Origin of the sequence: Marinobacter sp. M1C (genome assembly GCF_023314135.1) — a bacterium.
GTDB lineage: Bacteria > Pseudomonadota > Gammaproteobacteria > Pseudomonadales > Oleiphilaceae > Marinobacter.
Map to the genome: position 1 here is coordinate 95,686 of NZ_CP092289.1, position 18,927 is coordinate 114,612.

Consider the following 18,927-nt stretch of genomic DNA (forward strand, 5'->3'; position numbering starts at 1 on the left):
TTGATCGCATTTGGTTATTTGCTGGCCGACCAGCCTGAGCGTCAAATTACCTATACCGATAGTGCTTGCCAGCGGGTAAAAAACGCTTAAAATTCGAGCATTTCAACCTGTGTGAAACCCTCATGCACTGTGTCTCGTTTGATATTTTCCGCACTCTTGGTTTTCCCGATACCACCGTACTCAAGCCGGATCAGTTTTTGCGCCATAAAGAATTGCTGCGCGACGCAGACTGGGTACTGTTTCCGGAGTATTGGCAGCTGAACGCTCTGGTGCATGGCCTGAAATGTCGGGTGTTTCCCAGTATTGCCAGCTACCGCATTGGCCACGACAAGGTGGAAATGACCCGGGCGTTTCAGGCTGTTGCACCTGAGCACACGCCTTGGACGTTGATTGCCGCCAATGGCCCACAGGAGCGTGAACAGATATGGCAGGACATGGCCTTGCCCTTTGTCGCCAAGCTGCCAAAAGCGAGCATGGGCGAAGGTGTGTGGCTGATTGAAAACCGGGCCGATTGGCAGCGCTACTGCGACCGTACCGACGTGCTCTATGCCCAGGAATATCTTCCCTTGGAGCGAGACGCACGGGTGGTGATAGTGGGCGACAAAGTCGTCACCGCGTACTGGCGCACTCAGGCGGACCAGGGTTTTTACAACAACGTGGCTCGCGGCGGGCGTATCGATTACAGCCCGGTGCCGGCGGTGGTGACTGATCTGGCCCTACGCTTGGCGCGGGAGCTGGAGGTAGACCACGCCGGGTTTGATATTGCGCTGGTGGAAGGTTACCCCTTTGTACTGGAATTCAATCGCCTGTTTGGTAATCAGGGTTTGGGTCAGGGCACTGATTTGCAGGACGCGATATTGGCGTACCTGCACCAGTGCAACGAGCCCCGTAACCCGGAAGAGCCGATGATGCCCGATCCGGTATGGCCAGTGGCGGTTTGAATCGTAGCGCAGTCACTGCGCAGGTGCCGCTCGGCGCCCGTGCCTATTGCGCTAAGAATTGCTGCTACAGGTTTTTGTAGCGGTTGATGTCTAAAACACCTGCTTGTAAGGGCTTGTGTTCCCGCTGCCACTCGGTAACGTCGTGTAGAAGCTCCCAGAATCGAGGATGGGTACGGCGCACGCCCCAAGCATCTACTACCCGGTCAAAGCGCCCTTGCTGATCCAGTTTCAGGGTCTTCAGACGATTTTTGAACAGCGCCAGCTGGGATGCCGGTACGTCAAACATGAAATTCGGGTAGCTGCCAATCTGGCCCGGGTAAATGGTGAGTTTGTCGTTCTTTGGCTGGTAGCGCCAGTCTTCAGCGAACAGAAAGGCCACGCTGGTGTGGTCGCGGTCGCGGATCAGTGTGTACAGGGTGCGTTCGCCCTGTTCGTTATACACTCGCAGAAAGGTCACTTCGGGAAGATAGCGCAGCCCCGGCAGGAATTCTGCTCGGGTGGCGGCCAGCTCCGACAGAATTTGGTCAGACTGACGAATCCAGTCGGGTTTATCATCCCGGCCGCATTCGCTAGCGCCACAGCGATTAATGGGGTCGTTACGTTCAGCGTTCAGGTCGCTGAACTTCAGCAGCAAACGCGCGCCCAGTTCGGCGTTGAAGGCGCCTGTGGCAAAGGGCACTTGTGTTGGAATGGTGTCATCCATTTTGGCGTAGCTGTAACTCAGCTTCAGCGAGCCCGCCCCCTGATACCAGCTTTCCAGAACCCGGTTACGTTCACCGGGGGGTATTAACCGCAGATAATTCTGTTCGCCGCCGTTGCGGATCAGGTCGAAATACAGGCGGGTCTGGGCCTGATGGGCTACGCTGCCAAACACGTCAAAGTTCACCGCCAGTTCGTAATAGGTACGTTCAAACAGCGGGTAGTCCATCCACCAGCTGGTTAGCGGTACCTGGCCGATCAGCCCACGTTGTACCGAGGCGTTGTCGTGGTGGCGAAAAATGGTCAGCAGGGCGTTGGTGTTATCGCCGTCGCCGTCCCAGATGTGGTCAAGGGACGCGCCCGCCGGGTAAAGCATTTGGTAAGCCACATTGCGTTGTTCATGATAACGGTTGCGCTTGTCTTTGTAGTGGCTCCAGTTGTCGCCCATGTCTAGCAGGGCGCTGTCTTGCCCCGGCAGTGCCAGCAGCGGCGTAACCGCGTCACGGTACTCCGGATTGGTGATGAATAAATCGTGTTCGGGATCCTGAAACACTGTCCAGAATTGGTCGCGAATCACATCGGTGGCAACCTGGCCACGACACACCGGTCCGCGAATAAACGTGCGGGTGAAGTACTCGGCGTTATCCAGCATGAACTGGTAGCGGGCTTTGGCAGGAATGGCCGCGAAAGTGGTAAACGGATTGGCGCGGTCAGCGGCGCTGTAACCGGGTAGCGCTTTTACCTGCCAGTCGCCGCTTTCAAACAGTTCGCGGCTGCGTGCCAACAGCTCATCGCCGAAGGCAAAGGTGATATGGCGTTTGTGCACAATGCTGCCGCCTATGGGTTGCAAACGGTAGTAAAGCGGACCGTCTGGCGCATCGTTGGGCCGGCGGGTGGCGATGATGTCGATAGGCTCGCCCGGGGCCGTATACGAACGCACCAGTTCAAAAAAACGGGTGTCGCGGCCTGCATCCTCAAAATATAAATGCGCCAGATAAAGATGCTCGTACATCCAGCGGGTGATGAGCTGCTGGTGTTTATCATCGGCATTGAGCCAGTTTTCCCAGCGTTGGATCTGCTTTTGCTCGGCGGCGTTGATTTCGGTAATCAGCGGGCTGATGGCGCCGCCCTGTTGCAGCCAGCCGGCAAGGGTGGCGTATTCGTCATCACTCAGACTGGTCATGCCCAGAGGCATACCTTCATAGGGGTGATCGTCAGCGTAGTCACCGAAATCGCCGTTGCTGGTGCATTGGTTTGTGCGGGCCAGGCCCAGTTCTATGTCATCTGGCAATTTGCTGTTGGGAGCAAACTCATACTGCTTGCCCAGGCGAATCATGTTTTCAAACAGGCTGGCGGTTTGCTCGCCGCGGGCCAGCACTGAATAGAAGCCCAGATCACGTCATTCCTGCTCGTTTTGGGCGTCTATACCCAGGCGTGTGGGTGCTTGGTTTTCCAGGCGTGCGCCGTTATAGACCGGGTTTGGATTGGCGCCGCGAATCAGGCCGTCGGAATACTCCATTTTCAGCTGGCAGGGTGCGTCAAAGCAGCTGTGGCAGGCCAGGCATTTGGTTTCCAGAATCGGCCTTACATCGTTGTTAAAACTGACCGGTTGCTGGGTGGGCGTTGGCAGGGCTTGCTTGCCACTGGGCGGAATGGAGTTATCGGCGCAGCCTGCCAGTAACAATAAAAAGGTAAGCCCGGCGGCCAGCAATCGCACCATTGGTAATTCCTGTCTGATGGATTCTGAAGAGTGTTTAAAAGACTGTTTGACACAGTGTTTAGAGGTCATTTAAACGATGTTTAACGGCGGGTTTTCATTGTAGGGTTTAAATTATAAAGGGTTCAACGGCGCTGTGCCACGCCGGCGCCGCTGGAAGATGCTGCCGGCGGCTGGCATTTTGACTATTTTGTACAACAGTGCGATTCTCGCAAGGTCTGTTTTATGTGTAGATATGCTGATATGCGGACCTTAAAAAAAGCCCGATGATCGCGCTAATCAACGGGCTCTGCCGCCAAGGCGCAGAGCCTTTTTTCTACTGAATACCCTGTGGAGGGACACACCACCCATGACCGAGTTATCCAACGCCCGTATTACCGACTACTACACCGAAAGCACGTTCAACCGCATTCGGCAGTTTGCCGAAGGTAAAGAAACACCGTTTGTAGTGATTGATACCGCCACTATCGATTATCACTATGACGAACTGGTTGAGGGTTTCCCTTATGCACAGGTTTATTACGCGGTAAAAGCCAATCCGGCTCCGCAGGTACTGACTCTGCTGCGCGATAAAGGTGCCAGCTTTGACATCGCTTCGGTGTACGAGCTGGAACAGGTAATGGCGCTGGGTGTGACTGCTGAACGCATCAGTTTTGGCAATACCATCAAAAAAGCCAAAGATGTACGCACATTTTACGAGAAAGGCGTGCGCATGTTTGCCACCGATTCGGAAGCGGATCTGCGCAATATTGCCGAGGCTGCACCGGGCTCAAAAATCTACGTGCGGATTTTGACTGAAGGCACGTTAACCGCCGACTGGCCGTTGTCCCGTAAATTTGGCTGCCAGCAAGATATGGCCATGGACCTGCTGATTCTGGCTCGTGACCTGGGTCTGGTACCCTACGGTGTGTCGTTCCACGTGGGCTCGCAGCAGCGTGAAATTGGCGCCTGGGATGCAGCGCTGGGCACAGTAAAGGTGATTTTCGAGCGTTTGAAGGAAGAAGACGGTATTGAACTGAAAATGATCAATATGGGGGGTGGTTTCCCTGCCAATTACATTACCCGCGCCAATGACGTGAAAGTGTACGCAGAGGAAATTGGTCGTTTTCTGCGCGAAGACTTTGGCGACGAATTGCCGGAGATTATTATTGAGCCGGGCCGTTCGCTGATTTCTAACGCCGGTGTACTGGTGAGCGAGGTGGTGCTGATTTCCCGGAAATCCAGCACTGCCATGCACCGCTGGGTGTATACAGACGTGGGCAAGTTTTCCGGACTGATTGAAACTCTGGACGAGGCTATCAAGTTTCCGATCTGGACTGAAAAAGACGGCGAAGGTGAAGATTGCGTGATTGCCGGGCCAACTTGCGACAGTGCCGACATCATGTATGAAGACCACAAGTATCCGCTGCCGCTGAGTCTGGCGATTGGTGACCGGATGTACTGGTTCTCGACCGGCGCCTACACCACCACCTACAGCGCGGTGGGGTTCAACGGCTTTCCGCCGCTGAAAGATTACTACATTTAAAGACGGGTGATTTAGTCGGGCAAGAACAGCTGCCCGGCTGACAGATTTCAGACGACAAGGTCGCATTACAAAAACGGGGCCAGACAGGCCCCGTTTTTTATGAGCTGCGCTCCAGCTTCAGGTTGAACGCGATGGGCAGTACCAGAACGCCGTAGGCGATCATCACCCAGAAGGCGTGGCGGATGTCGCCACTGGCGTCTGACACCAAACCGCCGATCATTGGCACCACAAAGGCCACGGTGTAGCCCACCAGAAAGTTACCTGCTGACAGGCGCCCGGTTTCGGCCGAGGATACCAACAATGGCGGCACGGCCACCATCAAGATCAGCAGAAGCCCGGCGGTGAAACTCATAAACGTAGCACTCAGAATGCCGAGCCAGCCCGGCATTAGCACAGCGCCGCCAGCCCCTAGCAGGCTCAGAATCAACATCAGTATCAGAGGGCTTTTGCGCCCCACCCAAAAACGCGCCATTTTCAGCATTAGAATAGACGCTATCACTTGCGCAAAGTTGTACCAGAATAGGGCATCGGTCAGCTGGTCCAGTTCACCGCGCTGCTCCAGCAGGTTGCTCATATACGCGTTGAAACCGAAAAACAACGAGCTGGATACGCCCAGCAGCAGGCCAATCCGCAGCGTCAGCGGATTACTCCAATCTGGCAGCCAGGCCACTTTGCGGGTGGGCCGAGCCAGATCGCGCTTGGGCAAAAACAGCGCTGCCGCCACCAGCAGAGCGGGCAGCGACCAGGCAATCAAGGTGGCGCGCCAGCTCTCGCCTACCAGCGGCATAACCACCGGTAGGGTTATCCCTGCGCCGATGAATTCACCCATCAGCATGCCGTTCATGTAAATTGCCGCGCCCATGGCCATATGGTGGGGTGCCAGCCAACGCGGCAGCAGCGCCGGCAGTGCCGGTTGCATCATGGCAATACCCAAGCCCATAACGGCACCTGCAACCATTAATAAAGTGGTGTCCGGCGCCAGGCCACGGGCGGCAGAGCCTATGGTCATGATTAGAATGGCCAGCGCCAGGGTATTGCGCGGGCCGATGCGGGAAATAGCCAGGGAACCGGGCATGGCGCCGATGGCCAGCATCAGAATAGGTAAGGTAGTCAATGCGCCGGTCAGAGTTTGCGACAGCGACAGTTCGTCGGCAATGTACGGTGCTAAAGGTGGCGCAACCAGAATGGGTATGCGCAGGTAGGCACCGGCCAGCCAAAGTAAAACCGCCACCGGAAGCAGGGTAACTGCCGGTGGCGGTAAGGTGCTGCTGTGTTCAACAGCAGCGGGTGTCGAGTTAGTCTTCACTGGTATCCGGCAGGTAGGCACCGTCTTCGTCGTGTACTTCTTGTCCGGTGACCGGCGGGTTGAAGGCGCAGATCAGGCGCATGTCTTCGGTTCCACCAAACAGGATGTGCTTGTCGTGCTTGTCTAAAGCGTAAAGTGTGCCATCAGTAATTTTGTGGTTTTCACCGGTGGCAACGTCGGTGATGGAACCATTGCCAGCTACGCAATAAACCGCTTCCAGGTGATGCTTGTACCAGAATGTATGTTCGGAGCCGGCTTTGATGATGGTTTCATGGAATGAGAAGCCCATACCGTCTTTTTTTAGCAGCAAACGACGGCTGGTCCATTGCTGGGCGCTGACTTCGCGTTCGGTGCCAATAATGTCCTTAACTCGTACAATTTTCATTAGTATTCCTCACGTTAGAGTAGCGCGGCCGGGTACTTATCGGAGCGCGCTGTTATGGAATAGCCCTATAGTATAAACACCCCTGTCATATACTTTTCAACTCCCAGTCGTTGTATGCCTTCATAGCGTGGATAATCACCTGCCCCAGTTTGTGCTGATCACTAGAGTCTGCGGCCTTACCTTTGCGGGCTTTTTCCAGAGCCCGATGCAAGATGTTGCGATCCGGTTTTGACAAGCCTTCCAGCCAGTGGCTGTCGGTGGTACCAAGCGCGAGCGGCGCCCGGCCAGCATGGTTTCGGTGGCTTACATGCCACCAGTGATTCAGCGCCCTGCCAAACACCACGTAGCCAAACTGGGTGTCTGGCACCGGGCCGAAGCTGGCGGTTTTTACACCGTCGCGCAGGGGGCCTATCTTCAGTGTAGGCAATGGTAGGCGGTCGCCGTAAAAATAACTGCCAGCGGCGCCGATTATGCCGCCGATCAGGGCTCCGGTGCCAAATGACGCACCTAATGTTAGGGCATCAATACCAATACCCCCGATAGCACCAGCACCGAAACCGGCCCCCGCCAGGTAGCCTTTGTTCACGCCCCAGAGCTGGCGACTGTCTTCGGAAAACAGGTCGTGTTCACTTTGCCATTCCAGCTCGGCTTCCTGGCGCTGCAGCTGGCCGTGTTGATAAAGCTGCTGGATATCGCCCCGCAGTTGCTGTTCACGCTGGCGCTGATGCTGATACCAGTTCTTGCGAAGCTCGGAGGCAAGGGCGTCTTTGTTCTGGCTGGAGGCACTGGCAGCCAGATCTTCCGCCAAACTGCGGCTGTGGCGGTAACCCATCATCTGCTGCAGGGTTTGCGCAATCAGCGTGGCGGCGTGTTGCCTGCGTTGCTGGCGCTGCCGGTCCAGAAATCCGGTCGCGGTTTCCAGGGGTTTTTCCCAGGCGGGTTCGAGCTGGCCGAAAGCTTTTAAAAGGCTTAGATGTTGCTCGAACGGTGCGCGAACTGCATCGAACTTGCGTACAACCTGAAAGAATTGCCCCAGTGCAGCCTGCCAGGTGTCGCCGTAGTCTTCGTCACCAATGCTGTTGATCAGTGCCAGGCTGGGGCGCCCGGTCCAGCGTAATATGGTCATCTCTGCTTCGTGCTGAGGGCTGTATGGCACCGAACCGTCCACCACGTAAATAATGCCGGCGCCCTCGATTAATGGCGCCAATAGTTCGCATTCGTCGCTGAACTGCGAATTACCGCGATGCTGGGTAACAAACGCGGCTACCGTGGCAGCTCGGTCTGATGCTGAAACGCTGTGGGCTTCCAGCCACTCCAGTACCCGTCGCGGGCGTTGAAAGCCCGGGGTGTCCACCAAGGTGTAAAGCACTTGGCCGTCTACCTGTAACGGGTAGGCGTGGCTGCGGCGGGTGGTACCAGGTTCCAGGGCAATGGCGATGGCGTCATTTTGAGACAGCGTCGCCACGATCGAGGATTTGCCTTTGTTAGGGTGGCCCACCACTGCAAATACCGGAGCCTGGCTCATGAGGGCGACAATCCTGTGCTAATAGCGATATCTCCGACTGTAACAAAACCTGGCGGGCAGCGTTCTGCAAAACGTAACCAAGGTTGTAGCTGGCGGTTTGTAGCAGTTGTGGGTGGCTCCCGGGTTTCGGCCGCCAATGGCAGCAAATAAACTCGGCTGCCGGCAGGCCAGCTCTGGCGCGCGCTGGTCAAAAAGTCCAGCAGCTCTCCCGTGGGCGGCTCCCAGCTACTCACCAGCATAAGGGCGGTGACTGCATCGCTGTTGACAGACAGCTGGGCAATTGCCTGCTGATCTTGGCTGAGGCTGGCCAGGCCGCCAACATTGAGCGCCGGGCCTGGGCAAATAGCGGCCAGAGCCGCAGGCAGTGTTTGTTTGTCAGTGACGGTGCCCGCGCCGGCCCAGCTCAGCAGCAGAGCTTTTTCCGGAAGCGGCTGCAACAGGGTATTGTGCCGCGTGTTGGGCAGGTCGTTTGCGTCATTATGTCCGGCGCCGGTATCCAGCACCGGTGTTGCCATGCGTTCGCGCAGGGCGTTCAGCCCCGGGTGGCGCAGCAACAATTTGCGCGCACGCCAATGCACCAGTGCGCTTGCTAACAGGCGCAGCAGCAGGCGTGGCAACACAACCCATACCAACCACAGCATGCTGATAAACGGCCACCACTGGCCCCAGCGTGCCGGTGTGAGCAAGGTGTTTGTGCCGGCGCGAAAAAACCGGGTGGCTTCCACCAGTGCCAGATCTGGTACCGCAGCTGGCCACAACCATGCCCAAGGGGTAGCCAGGGCGCTGGTAAGTTGGTGATAACCGCTGGCGGCGGTATTCAGGGTGGTGCTCCAACCGAACGCCAGGTCTTGAATCACCACCATCGCTAATAGGGTCAGTAAAGCCGTCACCGCAAAACTGAGCCCGCCGCCCTGGGCAGCCCGCGCCATAAGAGCGGGCTGCAGTGGCTGCAAGGCCGGGCGGGGAGCAGGCATAAAGCGGTTCAGCAGTGGTCGCCAGGGTTGCCAGCCCATCACCGACTGCAGGCTGGTCAGCAGCGCCAACAGTAGTTGCAGAGCCACAAAACCAATAATCACGGTAACGTTAATGCGCTGGCCACCGTCGTAAAACAATAGGCCGGCCATGGTGACAATACCCAGCACCGCGCCCAGCGCAATAAAGCCGCTGTTAATCTGCCGCCAGCGTTGCTCTGTGGCATGGCCGGCGTCTGCCATTTGCCCGCTGCTGTTGTCAAAACGCCCGAGCCAGGCCAGCCAGTGTGCTGGGTCACTTGGGCTGTTGTGCTCTTCGCAGTTCAGCGCAAACTTGCGGTCGCGGCGATGAATAAAGCCTGATGCTTGCTGGGAATCCCGCTGAATTTGGGCGTCGAAATCCATTAACAGGCGAAGAGGCTGTTTGTTGATGGACGTCTTGGTTATTAACGGCTTTGCCGCTGACTGCTTTACCATGGAATAACCCGTTGGTGAATTCGGCGCTTCCTGCTTTGGTGCTAGGATATAGCCAAGGCCGCCATCGACCAACCCCAACGAGGTTCCATGCCCCACCATTTGATGAATTTACGTCACGTGCCCGACGACGAAGCAGACGACATTCGTGATCTGTTCGAGCACGAACACGTTCGCTATTACGAAACGCCGCCCAGTTTTTGGGGCATCAGTATGGGCGGTTTCTGGGTGCACGATGACGACGAAGCCGAGCGGGCGCGACAATTACTTGCAGGCTACCAGCGACAACGCCAAAGCCAGCAGCAGTTGGAATGGCAGCAACGTGTTGCACGTGGCGAAGCCGGCTATGGCAGTATGCTGCGGCGACACCCACTGCGCATGCTGGTAGCCATTATTGCGTTAGGGGTGATTGTAGGCGTTAGCTTGCTGCCCTACTTGCGAATGGGTTAATGCTTAATAGAGAGGTTGAACACGTCATTGGCTGGCTCTGGGCATCTGCTGGCGCGTTAAAAAACGCAGACCCTGTTCTACCGCATTGCCCCCGGTTAGAAAGCTGGTGATGTGGCCACGCAAATGCAGCTTTAGCAAGCCGCTGCTGACGCCGTTGGCCAATAAAGCCTGATGAAAACTTTCAGCCTGGGAAAACGGTACCAGTGAATCCATGCCTCCGTGGAACAGAAAAAACGGGGGTGTTTGCGGGGTTATGTGAGTGATGGGCGAAGCAATGCGATAGGTTTCGGGTATTTGCTGTTTGTCGGCACCCAGAAACTGAAACAGCAACTTGCCCGAATCAAAGCTGGTCAAGTCCGCTGGTATGCCGCCGGCGACCACCGCTTGAAGCCGTGTGTTTGCGCCGCCGTAAGGCTGATTAAGATTGCTGTCACTGCTGGCAACCACAGCCAGTAGCGCAATCAGGTGCGCACCGGATGAAAACCCGAAACCGCTGACCCGCTGGGTATCCAGACCGTAGCGCGAGCCATTAGTGGCCAGCCACTGACGGGCTACCTGCAGGTCATGCAACTGGGCGGGAAAAGTGAATTCGGGGGCAAACCGGTAAGCAATATTGAACACCGCAAAGCCGTGGCCGGCGAGTTCTTCAGCAATCCAAACCATATCCGCTGGCGAACGGCTGTTCCAACCGCCCCCGTGCACCATCAATACCACCGGGCTAAGGCCACTTTGTTGGGGCAAATATAAATCGCCGCTTAACGCCTGAGGCCAGTTTTCGGGGGTGTATACCAAACCTTCCACCACGTCATATTCGGTGGTTTTCGGCTCTGGTCCGATCAGGTTTTCCACGCTGGAGTAATGGCTACAGCCTGGCAGTGAAGCCAGTGCCGTTAGCAGGAAAATGGATGCACCCAGTATTTTTCCGGGATAACTGGCGGCGTGAGGCATGGCGTAAAAACTCCTTTCCGTAAAATAGTCAATCTGGTGCGAGCCATGGCCCGATACTTTGTTTAATACGTTATTTCAGTGTAATAGGCCATTGTGCAGGCACCATCGGGTCAGTTTGCTCCCCGCGAAAGGCGGCCATATAATCCTTCAGTGCATTTGGCACCCGAGTTTTCACCACGCACGACACGAACCCCGGCGGTACCTGCTCAATGACACAACCGTTTAGATGCAAGAACAAAAGCGGTCTGACGAGGGAGCTGATAGAAGCCCTGATTCCGATGTTTGAACAAGCCAGCGCTGGCGCGATTGCCATAGACCGAAGCGCCCGTATTACCTGGATCAACAGCAGCTATTCCGAGCTTATGGGCCTGGGCGATCCAGCCAGTGCTGTTGGCCATCCGGTACGGCAGTTGATTCCTCAGACGCGTATGCCTGAAGTGCTGGAGTCCGGAAAGCCGTTGTTGCTGGATATTATGGAGCACCAAAAACAGCAGCTGGTGGTGACGCGCTTGCCATTTTTTGACGATGCCGACGAGATTGTTGGTGTGATTGCCTTTGTGCTTTACGACGATCTTCAGCCACTGACACCTCTGGTCAGCAAGTACCGTCGCTTACATCAAGATTTGGCCGCCGCACGCAAGGCGCTGGCTCAAAATGCCCGAACTACCCGCTACAGCCTAGGTGATTTTGTCGGCGCCAGCCCGGGTGCGCTGGAGGTGAAACGTCGTGCCCGCCTGGCCGCGGGGCGCGAAATGCCGGTATTGTTGCTGGGCGAAACCGGCACCGGCAAGGAGGTTCTGGCCCAGGCGATTCACGCCGCCTCTGACCGCGCCGGGAAACCGTTTGTAGGCGTTAACGTAGCGGCCATTCCCGATAATCTACTGGAGGCCGAGTTTTTTGGTGTAGCACCCGGGGCCTTTACAGGCGCCGATCGCAAGCTGCGTGAAGGCAAGTTCCAGCACGCCGACGGTGGCACTCTTTTTCTGGACGAAGTAGGTGATATGCCGCTGGCATTGCAAGCCAAGCTGTTGCGAGCCTTGCAGGAGGGGGAAGTAGAGCCGTTGGGCTCAAACAAGGTCAGCTCTATAGACGTTCGCGTGATCGCCGCAACGAGCCGTGATCTTGTCGCCATGATTGCCGAAGGCGTCTTCCGATCGGATCTTTACTACCGTTTAAACGTGTTCGAAATTCCGATTCCACCATTGCGCCATCGGCTAGCAGACCTCGGCGTATTGTGTGAAGCGTTGTTGGAAGATATCTGCCGCGGTCAGGAACACCAGAGCGAAATGACGGATGCTGCTCTTGGCGTGTTGGCGGGCTACGACTGGCCTGGCAATATCCGCGAATTGCGTAACGTACTGGAGCGTGCACTGACCATGGGCGAAGCGGGTGTTCTGGATGCGGTAGCGATCGGCAAGATGCTGCCGCGCAGCGTAATGCCCGTGGCGGCACACCTGGCCGCGCAGCCTGTACAGCCCTTGGCACAGACATTGGCCGCCGCCGAAGCCCGCGCTATTGAACAGGCGCTCGTGGCAAGCGCGGGCAACCGCAGTAAAGCGGCACGACTTCTGGGCATTTCCCGCTCCGTGCTGTACGACAAGTTGGGCAAGATGTCCTGAATTCCGGACGCCTGTATGGTTATCCGAACAACTACGTACAAGAAATCCTTAAAACTGTTGTTTTTTTCGGACACTTTAAGTATCTGTTTGTCTAAATAAATAGTAACATATTGAATAATATGATTTTTATTTATCTGGCACGGGGAGTGCTAGAGCGGCTTGGCACGAAGAATAAAAGACAAAAATAAAAGGAATCTGAGTATGTCTATCAAGCAAAAGCTGTCTTCCCTCAGTTATGGTGTTGCTGTCGCGGCCGTTATTTCCGGCTCACTGGTCAGTAGTCAGGCTCTGGCCGCCGAAAAAGTGCGTTGGCAGGTGCCTTTGGCGTTTCCATCCCATCTGATCGGCCTGACCACGCCGGTGAAGTACCTGTCGGAAACCCTCAAAGAAGTCACCAGTGGTGATGTCCAGTTGCGCTACTACGAGCCCGGCGAGCTGGTACCGCCGTTTGAAATCATGGACGCCGTTAGCAACGGCAAGTACCCCGCCGGTTATACCTGGGTTGGCTACGACCAGGGCACCATTCCGGCCCTGCCGTTATATTCCGGTGCACCTTTTAACATGGAGCCGCCTGCTTATCTGGCTTGGTACTACCAGGGCGACGGCCGCGAACTGCTGGAAGAAATCTACGCCGAGCGCAACATTCACCCCATGCTGTGCAGCATCATCGGGCCTGAAGGCGCCGGCTGGTTTGCCAAGCCGATTGAATCTCTGGAAGACTTCAACGGCCTGAAAATCCGCTTTGCCGGTATCGGTGGTAAGGTTCTGGAAAAGCTGGGCGCCTCGGTGACCATGGTTCCTGGTGGCGAGATCTACCAAGCTCTAGAGCGTAAGATTATTGATGCTTCGGAATTTTCCCAGCCGGCCATCGACAAGATGCTAGGCCTGGACCAGGTGATCAAGAATTACATCATGCCTGGCTGGCACCAGACTCTGACCACGTCGCATCTGTTGGTGAATATGGACACCTGGAAAGGTCTAAAGCCGGAAACCCGCGCGCTGATCGAAATGGGTTGTCGTTCGGCTACCCTTACCGGCTTTGCCGAAAGCGAATGGGCACAACCGACCGCCTTGCGTGATTACCAAAAAGAAGGCGTAAACGCCATCACTCTGCCAGAGCCCGTCCTGCGTGAGCTGCAAAAAGTGACCAATGAAGTGCTGGATGAAATTGCTGCGGGAGACGACATGTTTAACCGTGTGCTAACCAGTCAACGTAACTTCATGGAACACCACTCCATCTGGCACAACAAGGGCTACCTGGCCCGTGATTTCTATAATTACGACTGAGCTCCAGGTGTAAACCGGCGGGCAACAACATGGTTGCCCGCCGCTATGTTCTGACTCTGCAAACACCGAGGTGACCGTGACGCAACCCAATGTACCCGGGGAAGCTGGATCAGCCCTGCCTATTCGTAAGGAATTACCTTTCAATGCCCTGTCTGTACGTCTGGATAGGCTGGTAGTGGCGGTTGGCCGGCTAGCTTCCTATCTCTGGCTGGTGGTGATGGGCGTTATTCTAACCAGCGTGTTTTCGCGCTATGTGTTGGCGCAAGGCTCCATTGCGCTGGAAGAAATGTCCTGGCACCTGTTTGGCGCCGCTACCATGCTCACCCTGGGTTACGCCGCTGTGCGTAATGATCACGTTCGGGTAGACGTGTTACACGAACACTTTTCACTGCGCACCCAGGCCTGGATTGACCTGTTAGGCATTGTGCTACTGGCGCTTCCCATTCTGTATCTGATGATACACACGATGGTGCCCACGGCATGGACAGCCTGGGTCTATCAGGAGCGCTCGCAGGCGCCCAGCGGCCTGCCTTATCGTTTTATATTCAAAAGCATTTTACCCCTCGGAATCGCGTTGGTGATGATCGCGCTGTTTTCCCGCGCCTTGCGTTGCAGCACATTGCTGTTTGGTTTTCCGCGGGCGACCGCATTGCCAGACGCAGATCGCGCCAGCCCGGGCCATTCCAGCCCCTGATTTCAAAGCCTGATCCCGGCCCCTAATTCAAGAGTCTCGATTATGAGTGTGGACGTTGTTCTGGTTATCGCCATGTTTGCCAGTTTTATGGGGCTTTTGCTACTGGGGTTCCCGGTGGCCTGGTCACTGGCTGGCACTGGTCTAATATTTGGCATTGTTGGCCATGTACTTGTGACCTATTTTGATTCGCCGTTGTGGTTTACCTGGCAGGGCACTATTGGCGTTCTGGACGCTCGCATATACGGCATTGTGGCCAATGAGTTAATGGTGGCGCTGCCGTTGTTTATATTCATGGGCATTATGCTGGACCGGTCTGGTATTGCTGAACGGCTGATGCACAGCTTGGTGAAAGTATTGGGTCCGTTACGCGGTGGTTACGCCATCACGGTGGTTATTGTAGGTGTGCTGCTGGCGGCGTCTACCGGCATTGTCGGCGCTTCGGTGGTGTTGCTAGGTATGTTGTCACTGGGCCCAATGATGCAGGCCAACTACAACAAGTCGCTGGCGGTAGGCACTGTCTGTTCCGTCGGTACGCTGGGCATTCTGATGCCACCGAGCATCATGCTGGTGCTGATGGCTGACCGCCTGGGCACCTCTGAGGCGTCGGTTGGCAAGCTGTTTATGGGCGCGCTGATTCCCGGCGTGATGCTGGCCGGGATGTATATTTTGTACATCCTGATTATCTCGTTTGTAAAAAAAGACATGGCACCGGCGCCGGCCAACCGCGAACCACTCACTCCCCGGGCTCTGCTGGATGTGGCAAAAGCAGTGCTACCACCGATGACCCTGATTCTTGCAGTGTTAGGCTCGATCTTTGCTGGCATTGCCACCACCACCGAAGCTTCGGCCGTGGGCGCCGGCGGCGCCATGCTGATGGCCTTTGTCAGCAAGCGCCTGGACATGGCTACCCTGAAAGATTCGCTGTACCAGACCAGTCGTACCTCGGCGTTTATCTTCGGCATCTTTATCGGTGCGACTGTGTTTGCATCGGTACTGCGGGGTTTGGGCGGCGATGAAGTGATCGAAGGCGCCATAACCGGTTTGCCGTTTGGGACCACCGGGGTGCTGCTAACGGTTCTGTTTGTGACCTTCCTGCTGGGTTTCTTCCTCGACTGGGTAGAAATTACCCTGATCATTCTGCCGCTGGTTGCGCCGGTATTGTTCAAGATGGGCGTCGATCCTGTGTGGTTCGCCATCCTGTTCGCCCTGTGTTTACAAACTTCGTTCCTGACGCCGCCGGTGGGCTTCTCTCTGTTTTATATCAAAGGCGTATGTCCGCCCGAAATCACCACTCGCGACATCTATCTGGGTGTATTGCCCTTTATTTTTCTGCAACTACTGGCTATAGCTTTGGTGTTCTGGTTTGAGCCGTTGGCAACCTGGTTGCCCAACGAAGTGTATGGTGGGCCTTGAGCCGCGCCGGTTATGTTTCGATACCTTGCGTCAATAACTTTCATCTAAAGGAGGAAGCGCCATGCGCCTGCACAATCGCATTGCCCTGATTACCGGTGCTGGCCGTGGTATTGGCCGCGCCATCGCTGAACACTATGCCCGCGAAGGCGCCCGAGTAGCCGTGGCTGATCTTGATTACGACACGGCACAGGAAGTGGCTGAAATCATTAACAACGCTGGTGGAAGTGCGATGGCGCTGGCCATGGATGTCACCGACGAACAGGCGGTGGAGCAGGGTGTAAACTCTGTAGTAGAAGCTTGGGGTGGCCTGGACATTGTGCTGGCCAACGCCGGCATACAACACATTGCGCCACTGGATCAGCTGAGCTTTAATGATTGGCGTCGGGTGATGAGTGTGCATCTGGACGGCGCCTTTCTGCTGACCCGGTCAGCTCTGCAAACCATGTACGCCAAAGGTGGCGGTACAATCCTGTATATGGGCTCGGTACACTCGTTGGAGGCGTCACCGCTGAAAGCGCCTTATGTAGCGGCCAAACACGGCATGCTTGGGCTGTGCCGCGCGGTGGCCAAAGAAGGCGCTGAACACGGTGTGCGCAGTAATATTATTTGCCCCGGCTTTGTGCGCACGCCGTTGGTCGATAAACAAATCCCCGAGCAAGCGCAGGCATTGGGTATGTCTGAAGAAGATGTGATCGCCAAGGTGATGCTGAAAAATACGGTAGACGGCGAGTTCACTACCCTTGCGGACGTATCGGAGCTGGCGGTGCACCTGGCGGCTTTCCCGTCAGCGGCGCTCACGGGGCAATCTATTGTGGTCAGCCACGGCTGGCATATGCAGTAAGAAAACGGAGCAATGGATGAATAACAACGAACAATCCCCGGTCGTCTGGTCTCCTTCTGACACGGTCCTCAACGACAGCCAGATGGGGCGCTTTCAGCACTGGTTGGAAGAACTCGGTTACGGACCCTTCGCAGATTATCACGCTCTTCACCAGTGGTCGGTGACTGATCTGGACGGCTTCTGGAAAGCCGTCTGGGATTACTGCGGACTGATCAGCCACACGCCCGCGCAACAGGTATTGGGTAAGCGTGAGATGCCCGGAGCTGAATGGTTTCCCGGCATGACCCTCAACTTCGCCGCCAATTTGCTGCGCCACGCCGAAGGCGAACAGGCGAACAGCGAAGCCATTGTTGCCTACTGCGAAACCCGCCCGGTCTTGCGTCGCACTTACACGGAATTACGCGCCGACGTGGGCGCGTTAGAAGCCTATTTGTGCAGCCAAGGCATTGCGAAAGGCGACCGGGTTGCCGGTATCGTCACCAACGGTTACGAAGCCATCGTAGGCATGCTGGCCGCCACCAGCATGGGTGCGGTGTGGAGTTCAGCGTCACCGGACTTTGGCATTGGCGCCATTCTGGACCGATTTGGCCAGATTGAACCAACCGCGTTGATTGCCGTAAATGGCTACGGTTACGGCGGCAAAGTGTTCCCGCGTCAGCAGGAATTCGCCCAATTGATTAGCGGCTTGCCCTCGTTGAAATGTGTGGTCAGTGTGCCGCAGTTACCAGACGCATCGGCCATTGAAGGCCCCTTAGTCAGCGACTGGCAGCAGGCCCTTGCGGCCGGCGCTGGCAAGCGGCCGTCTTTCATCCCGGTGGCACCAGATCATCCGGTGTATATCCTGTATTCCTCAGGCACCACCGGCAAACCTAAGTGCATCGTACACGGCACTGTGGGCCTACTGGTCAACCACGCGAAAGAGTTGATGTTGCACGGCGATGTCGGTAGTGGCGACCGCTTCATGTACTTCACCACCTGTGGCTGGATGATGTGGAACTGGCAGGCATCCGCCCTGCTGACCGGCGCGGCGGTGATCACCGTAGACGGCTCGCCGGGCTACCCCAGCCTGAACATGCTGTGGCAAACCGTAGCCGATGAAAAAGTCACCCATTTCGGCACCAGCGCCCGCTTTTTGGCCGGTTGTCGCAAAGACAGCATGACCCCCGCTAAAGATTTGGATTTAAGCGCACTCAGAATTGTGTTCTCCACCGGCTCGCCGTTGTTGCCAGAAGACTATGACTGGATGTACAGCGACGGCGCCCCGAATGCCCTGTTAGGCTCCATCGCCGGTGGCACCGACATCTGCGGCTGCTTTGTAGGCTCCACACCCTTACTGCCCGTACGCCGCGGCGAAATACAATGTCGCCTTTTGGGCGTAGATGCCGCCGCCTTTGACGACAACGGCCAATCCGTAAGCTCCGGCCGCGGTGAACTGGTGTGCCGCCAGCCCCTGCCGTCTATGCCCGTCAGTTTCTGGGACGACCCAGGCGGCGAACGCTATCGTAACGCCTACTTCGACACGTTCGCCGATTCTGCGCCCGGCGTGTGGGCCCACGGCGACTTCATCGAATTCACCGAACACGGCGGCGCCATCATCTACGGCCGCTCTGACGCCACTCTAAACCCCGGTGGCGTTCGCATCGGCACCGCAGAAATCTATCGGCAAGTAGAAACGGAAGCTGCCATAAAAGACAGCCTGGTGGTTGGCCGACAGATCGAAGGCGACGTAGAAGTGGTGTTGCTGGTGGTTCTGGCCGACGGCGAAACCCTGAACGAAGAACTGCTCAAACGCCTGAAAACCCAAATCCGCAAAGGCGCCAGCCCCCGTCATGTTCCTCGCCATATCATCCCGGTGCCAGACATCCCCCACACCCGCAGCGGCAAAAAAGTAGAACTCGCCGTAGCACGCCTGATCAACGGTTCTGCCCGCATCGACAACCGCGACGCACTGGCCAATCCGGAAGCGCTGGATGCTATTCAGGCGTGTTTGCAGGAAGCGGGGTTGCTGCCGAAGGCAGAGTAAGTGGTTTTGCCCCCAGTCTGACGGCTTGTCCGTAAGACTGGGGTTTGGCTCTTTTCAGTGCGACCCCACTCAAGATCAAAATGTACGAATGTTTCGTAAATTCCCACCC

The 18,927-nt window shown here is 56.3% G+C and carries 14 protein-coding genes and 1 pseudogene; 9 read left to right on the forward strand and 6 right to left on the reverse strand.

Going from position 1 to position 18,927, the window contains the following annotated elements; translation table 11 throughout:
• Positions 1-122: 122 nt before the first annotated feature.
• Complete coding sequence (locus tag MIH19_RS00390) at positions 123-941, forward strand: hypothetical protein (protein ID WP_249007024.1); 819 nt, start codon at positions 123-125, stop codon at positions 939-941.
• 64 nt (positions 942-1,005) lie between these two features.
• Here MIH19_RS00390 and MIH19_RS00395 read toward each other — a convergent pair.
• A pseudogene (locus tag MIH19_RS00395) lies at positions 1,006-3,360 on the reverse strand (fatty acid cis/trans isomerase).
• Positions 3,361-3,706: 346 nt separating this feature from the next.
• Between MIH19_RS00395 and MIH19_RS00400 the strand changes: the two are divergent.
• Complete coding sequence (locus MIH19_RS00400; RefSeq protein ID WP_249007025.1) at positions 3,707-4,882, forward strand: type III PLP-dependent enzyme; 1,176 nt, start codon at positions 3,707-3,709, stop codon at positions 4,880-4,882.
• A gap of 97 nt (positions 4,883-4,979) precedes the next feature.
• Here MIH19_RS00400 and MIH19_RS00405 read toward each other — a convergent pair whose 3' ends face one another.
• The 4 genes from MIH19_RS00405 to MIH19_RS00420 form a co-directional block, all read right to left on the reverse strand.
• Entirely contained in the window at positions 4,980-6,188 is a 1,209-nt protein-coding gene (locus MIH19_RS00405) for an MFS transporter (protein ID WP_249007026.1), read from the reverse strand.
• Positions 6,178-6,573: an ectoine synthase gene (locus tag MIH19_RS00410; protein ID WP_249007027.1), complete on the reverse strand. Its 396-nt coding sequence runs from the start codon at positions 6,571-6,573 to the stop codon at positions 6,178-6,180. Before MIH19_RS00410 ends, MIH19_RS00405 begins: the two co-directional genes overlap by 11 nt.
• A gap of 85 nt (positions 6,574-6,658) precedes the next feature.
• The gene (locus MIH19_RS00415) at positions 6,659-8,098 is read right to left on the reverse strand and encodes a GTPase/DUF3482 domain-containing protein (RefSeq protein WP_249007028.1); all 1,440 of its coding nucleotides are present in this window, start codon (positions 8,096-8,098) and stop codon (positions 6,659-6,661) included.
• Positions 8,095-9,546 carry a DUF2868 domain-containing protein gene (locus tag MIH19_RS00420; RefSeq protein ID WP_249007029.1) on the reverse strand — a complete coding sequence of 484 codons (1,452 nt, stop codon included), beginning with the start codon at positions 9,544-9,546 and terminating at the stop codon, positions 8,095-8,097. Before MIH19_RS00420 ends, MIH19_RS00415 begins: the two co-directional genes overlap by 4 nt.
• Positions 9,547-9,633: 87 nt before the next feature.
• Between MIH19_RS00420 and MIH19_RS00425 the strand changes: the two genes are divergently transcribed.
• Positions 9,634-9,993, forward strand: coding sequence for a DUF6164 family protein (locus tag MIH19_RS00425; RefSeq protein ID WP_249007030.1), 360 nt, complete (start codon positions 9,634-9,636; stop codon positions 9,991-9,993).
• Between the two features lie 24 nt (positions 9,994-10,017).
• Here the strand turns inward: MIH19_RS00425 and MIH19_RS00430 are convergent, their stop codons facing one another.
• The gene (locus MIH19_RS00430; RefSeq protein ID WP_249007031.1) at positions 10,018-10,941 is read right to left on the reverse strand and encodes an alpha/beta hydrolase; all 924 of its coding nucleotides are present in this window, start codon (positions 10,939-10,941) and stop codon (positions 10,018-10,020) included.
• A gap of 209 nt (positions 10,942-11,150) precedes the next feature.
• Between MIH19_RS00430 and MIH19_RS00435 the strand changes: the two genes are divergently transcribed.
• The 6 genes from MIH19_RS00435 (at position 11,151) to MIH19_RS00460 (ending at position 18,818) form a co-directional block, all read left to right on the forward strand.
• Complete coding sequence (locus tag MIH19_RS00435; protein WP_249007032.1) at positions 11,151-12,560, forward strand: sigma 54-interacting transcriptional regulator; 1,410 nt, start codon at positions 11,151-11,153, stop codon at positions 12,558-12,560.
• A 201-nt stretch (positions 12,561-12,761) separates the two neighbouring features.
• Positions 12,762-13,847 (forward strand): TRAP transporter substrate-binding protein, encoded by a 1,086-nt coding sequence (locus MIH19_RS00440; RefSeq protein ID WP_249007033.1) that lies wholly within the window; start codon positions 12,762-12,764, stop codon positions 13,845-13,847.
• Positions 13,848-13,923: 76 nt separating this feature from the next.
• The gene (locus MIH19_RS00445; RefSeq protein ID WP_249007034.1) at positions 13,924-14,541 is read left to right on the forward strand and encodes a TRAP transporter small permease subunit; all 618 of its coding nucleotides are present in this window, start codon (positions 13,924-13,926) and stop codon (positions 14,539-14,541) included.
• Between the two features lie 42 nt (positions 14,542-14,583).
• Positions 14,584-15,954, forward strand: coding sequence for a TRAP transporter large permease subunit (locus MIH19_RS00450; RefSeq protein ID WP_249007035.1), 1,371 nt, complete (start codon positions 14,584-14,586; stop codon positions 15,952-15,954).
• A gap of 61 nt (positions 15,955-16,015) precedes the next feature.
• A complete protein-coding gene (locus MIH19_RS00455; RefSeq protein WP_249007036.1) occupies positions 16,016-16,795 on the forward strand; it encodes a 3-hydroxybutyrate dehydrogenase in 780 nt (259 codons plus the stop codon).
• A 16-nt stretch (positions 16,796-16,811) separates the two neighbouring features.
• A complete protein-coding gene (locus MIH19_RS00460) occupies positions 16,812-18,818 on the forward strand; it encodes an acetoacetate--CoA ligase (RefSeq protein WP_249007037.1) in 2,007 nt (668 codons plus the stop codon).
• Positions 18,819-18,927 lie beyond the last annotated feature (109 nt).

Bases quoted from the DNA above. Each gene is read 5' to 3' on its own strand.
- MIH19_RS00425 (WP_249007030.1), top strand. From the start codon at position 9,634: ATGCCCCACCATTTGATGAATTTACGTCACGTGCCCGACGACGAAGCA.
- MIH19_RS00460 (WP_249007037.1), top strand. From the start codon at position 16,812: ATGAATAACAACGAACAATCCCCGGTCGTCTGGTCTCCTTCTGACACG.
- MIH19_RS00420 (WP_249007029.1), bottom strand. From the start codon at position 9,546: ATGGTAAAGCAGTCAGCGGCAAAGCCGTTAATAACCAAGACGTCCATC.
- MIH19_RS00440 (WP_249007033.1), top strand. From the start codon at position 12,762: ATGTCTATCAAGCAAAAGCTGTCTTCCCTCAGTTATGGTGTTGCTGTC.
- MIH19_RS00430 (WP_249007031.1), bottom strand. From the start codon at position 10,941: ATGCCTCACGCCGCCAGTTATCCCGGAAAAATACTGGGTGCATCCATT.
- MIH19_RS00400 (WP_249007025.1), top strand. From the start codon at position 3,707: ATGACCGAGTTATCCAACGCCCGTATTACCGACTACTACACCGAAAGC.
- MIH19_RS00390 (WP_249007024.1), top strand. From the start codon at position 123: ATGCACTGTGTCTCGTTTGATATTTTCCGCACTCTTGGTTTTCCCGAT.
- MIH19_RS00455 (WP_249007036.1), top strand. From the start codon at position 16,016: ATGCGCCTGCACAATCGCATTGCCCTGATTACCGGTGCTGGCCGTGGT.
- MIH19_RS00435 (WP_249007032.1), top strand. From the start codon at position 11,151: ATGACACAACCGTTTAGATGCAAGAACAAAAGCGGTCTGACGAGGGAG.
- MIH19_RS00450 (WP_249007035.1), top strand. From the start codon at position 14,584: ATGAGTGTGGACGTTGTTCTGGTTATCGCCATGTTTGCCAGTTTTATG.
- MIH19_RS00410 (WP_249007027.1), bottom strand. From the start codon at position 6,573: ATGAAAATTGTACGAGTTAAGGACATTATTGGCACCGAACGCGAAGTC.
- MIH19_RS00415 (WP_249007028.1), bottom strand. From the start codon at position 8,098: ATGAGCCAGGCTCCGGTATTTGCAGTGGTGGGCCACCCTAACAAAGGC.